The organism is Alteromonas profundi (genome assembly GCF_010500865.1).
GTDB classification, from domain to species: Bacteria; Pseudomonadota; Gammaproteobacteria; order Enterobacterales; family Alteromonadaceae; genus Alteromonas; species Alteromonas profundi.
The window spans coordinates 1-2,382 of the sequence record NZ_JAAAWN010000068.1 but is presented as its reverse complement, the minus strand read 5'-3'; the positions used below and the strand labels follow the sequence as shown (position 1 = coordinate 2,382).

General features: G+C 39.0%; 4 protein-coding genes. 3 read left to right on the top strand and 1 reads right to left on the bottom strand.

Annotated features, from left to right (window positions below; all coding sequences use genetic code 11):
* Nucleotides 1-393: 393 nt before the first annotated feature.
* Nucleotides 394-1,002, top strand: coding sequence for a hypothetical protein (locus GTH32_RS19105; RefSeq protein ID WP_176582467.1), 609 nt, complete (start codon nucleotides 394-396; stop codon nucleotides 1,000-1,002).
* A gap of 45 nt (nucleotides 1,003-1,047) precedes the next feature.
* Here the strand turns inward: GTH32_RS19105 and GTH32_RS19100 are convergent, their stop codons facing one another.
* Nucleotides 1,048-1,305 (bottom strand): helix-turn-helix domain-containing protein, encoded by a 258-nt coding sequence (locus tag GTH32_RS19100; RefSeq protein ID WP_117318168.1) that lies wholly within the window; start codon nucleotides 1,303-1,305, stop codon nucleotides 1,048-1,050.
* 72 nt (nucleotides 1,306-1,377) lie between these two features.
* Between GTH32_RS19100 and GTH32_RS19095 the strand changes: the two genes are divergently transcribed.
* Nucleotides 1,378-1,902, top strand: a complete 525-nt coding sequence (locus tag GTH32_RS19095) for a hypothetical protein (RefSeq protein ID WP_176582466.1) — start codon at nucleotides 1,378-1,380, stop codon at nucleotides 1,900-1,902.
* Complete coding sequence (locus GTH32_RS19570) at nucleotides 1,899-2,174, top strand: DEAD/DEAH box helicase family protein (protein ID WP_246223329.1); 276 nt, start codon at nucleotides 1,899-1,901, stop codon at nucleotides 2,172-2,174. The genes GTH32_RS19095 and GTH32_RS19570 overlap by 4 nt, the downstream gene beginning before the upstream one ends.
* Nucleotides 2,175-2,382 lie beyond the last annotated feature (208 nt).

Here is a 2,382-nt window from a genome sequence, read left to right as displayed (position 1 = left end):
GGTTGTCGAATCCGTAGCAATATACAATGGCAGGCGGCCACATATGGCTCTAAAATACAAAACGCCCGATGAAATACATCGGGCGTTTTAACCGAAATAAGTGTCAACTTATTCCAGGACAAGTCACACTTAATTCGTTAGGTCATAGTAATTTCTTACTATTTAGTTGTTAATAGGAAAATGTCTGGAAATTGTTTATACACTTGCTCTCTAAGCTTTTTCCATACTTTCCAATTTTATGACGCGCATGACGTTTCTTATTGAGGAAATCATTATGCATTTTCCAGAGAAAGTATAACAGGGAAGGTATGGATGAATTGACTATTTGTATTCTCTGCTTGGATTAAGGCATTCATAGCTCTACCTAACTCGTTTAATGTACTTCCCAGAGAGATGGACAATGAAAAGCTTAAGATATTAATAGAAGAGGGTAAAGTGGGATTTACCAAGGATATTTTAGATGCTTTTGCTGACAAGAATGACTTGCAAGTGCAATTTTTTTCGAAAAATATTCCACAATATCTGGATAATCCAGGGGATTACGAACTTAATGATGATTTAAAAGAGGCTCTTCTTCAAACTGAAATTAGTATAAGCTCTAAGATTGAATTAATCAGATTGATGAGCCTTGAAGACTTAGTAAACCGTCCTGAAAGAGCTTCATTAATAGGGCAAATAATTATCGATTCCAATGCGCAAATATCCGGCCTTGATAGTGCAATTGTACAATCTTTAATACGAAATTCGACTCGAGTTGAAACAAAAATCAAACTTTTTAACAAATTCCACTCCTTACTGGAAGAAGCTGAAATACGACAAGTTCTGATAGATTTACCAAAACCATTTTCTGAAATTAAAACTGGCTACCACTCACCTAAATTAAAGAACACACCTGAAAATACGGCATTGGCCCAATGGCTTGATTCGCGGAATATAATTTCATCATGGAGTGAGAGCAGTCTTTTCACTAACGAGATAAAGGTAAATCTTTACAGACGATGACAATTGACGACAAGGAAGCCTCAGACTGACGCCAATTTAGAATTTTCATTTTAGCGATTTATCATTCATCGATGCTATGAGTAGAGAAAGCCCTTCATGTGGGTCTGCATCAATTATCTCGCACAACTCGATGAACTCAACCAGCTCAACCTTTCGCCGAGCTTGTTCAATTTTTCCCAATATGGAATGGTGTTTGCCCCATCTTTCCGAGACCTCTCGCAAAGTTAAAGACTGTTCTTCACGTTGTGCTTTTAACCACAACCTGAGTTTGTCGTAATGTGAGGAATAGACTGATGTTTTCATTGTCTCGATGATAGAGACGAAGTACACTGTCGCGAATTTCGAGACATAAGTTTGGCAATCGAGAACTAAATTATGCCTAAAAAGCAATACGATATTGATTTTTATGATTTTATTGAGGATCTAGGCTTACACACTTTTACCGTGAATGATGTAACGAAGCATCTTTTGGAGCGATATCCCAACGACTTTGACAAAAAGAAAAATGCCACTCAGTTTGTTTATCGCCACTTAAAACGGCTTTCAGAGGATGGACGAATCTCGGCTATTCACGGGATACGTGGCAGAGCGATCGTTTTTCGGTGGTCTTCTGAGTCGAAAGAAGATTCAAAGTTACCTCAACTAACTGAGCATGATAGAAACAAAGCTGATGACATTATAGCCACAAAGCTTCAAGAGAAGATTCGACATTACAAAACGGAAATGCTGATGAATATGGGAGAAACTGAGGCTTACTCCGAGTGGGTGCAAGAAATGCCTGATTTTGCAGAGCATGTTAAATCTCATTATCAGAATACGCGAGAGCAAGCAAAGCTAATGTTGGGCAAAGTAAAGGGATTTGAACGTTTACTTTCTGAGTATGAAGCTCGATTTTCATGAGATTGAGAAATTGGCAGCAAAGAGCTATTGAAACCGCTCTACAAAAATTTAAATCGGCCTTTACTAATTTTTTATGCCTTGCAACGCCAGGTGCAGGAAAGACTGTCATGGCATCTGCACTTGCGGATATCCTCCTAAAGCAAGATAAAGTTGCATGTTCCGGCCCATTCCGATCATCCATTTCGGTTCAAACCGATCAGCGATTTCGGTCTAATCCGATCGCTTATTTCGGCGTTATCCGATCAAAAATGACGTTTTTCCGAAATCACTGATCGGAATCCCGAAATCTTCTTCTTTTTCTCACTAAATCAATTGGTAAGCTCAACTTCATCACTTTATTGAAGGAACGAGCAGCCATGGCGAGAAAGAGAACCGATATGAGAAAGATTAAAGACGTCCTGCGTCTCAAATTCGAAGTAGGATTAAGCCATCGAGACATCGGCCAATGCTTAAGTCTCGGCCCTTCAACCGTGAGTGAAA